Annotated in this window: 1 protein-coding gene; it reads right to left on the bottom strand. The window is 67.7% G+C overall.

From position 1 onward, the window contains the following. Positions 1 to 269: NADH-quinone oxidoreductase subunit H (locus ABGA94_RS11615; protein WP_375367345.1), on the bottom strand; the 269-nt coding region annotated here is incomplete at both ends.

The following is a 269-nucleotide window of genomic DNA, read 5'->3' as shown; positions in this document are numbered from 1 at the left end:
CCAGCACCGGCAGCTTCGGACCCTGCGGCAGGTGGTAGTACCGGCGCCCTTCCACCTCCAGCGGGGGGCCGGCCTGCGTCACCAGCCACTGCACCACGCTGGCGGGGAACAACTGCTCGAACTCCTCGCGCAGGAACCAGTCGAAGAAGCCGGAACTGCCGGCCTGCGCAGCGACGATGTTGCTCAGGTTCAGGCTGCCCGAGGCGATCATCACGCCGACCAGGGCGAAGCCCATGGCGATTTCGTAGCTGATCATCTGCGCCGAGGCG

It is taken from the genome of Stenotrophomonas sp. 3diitr2024 (assembly GCF_042136455.1).
GTDB classification, from domain to species: domain Bacteria; phylum Pseudomonadota; class Gammaproteobacteria; order Xanthomonadales; family Xanthomonadaceae; genus Stenotrophomonas; species Stenotrophomonas sepilia.
Note: the sequence above shows the minus strand (reverse complement) of the source record. Positions and strands in the feature narration are given on the sequence as shown.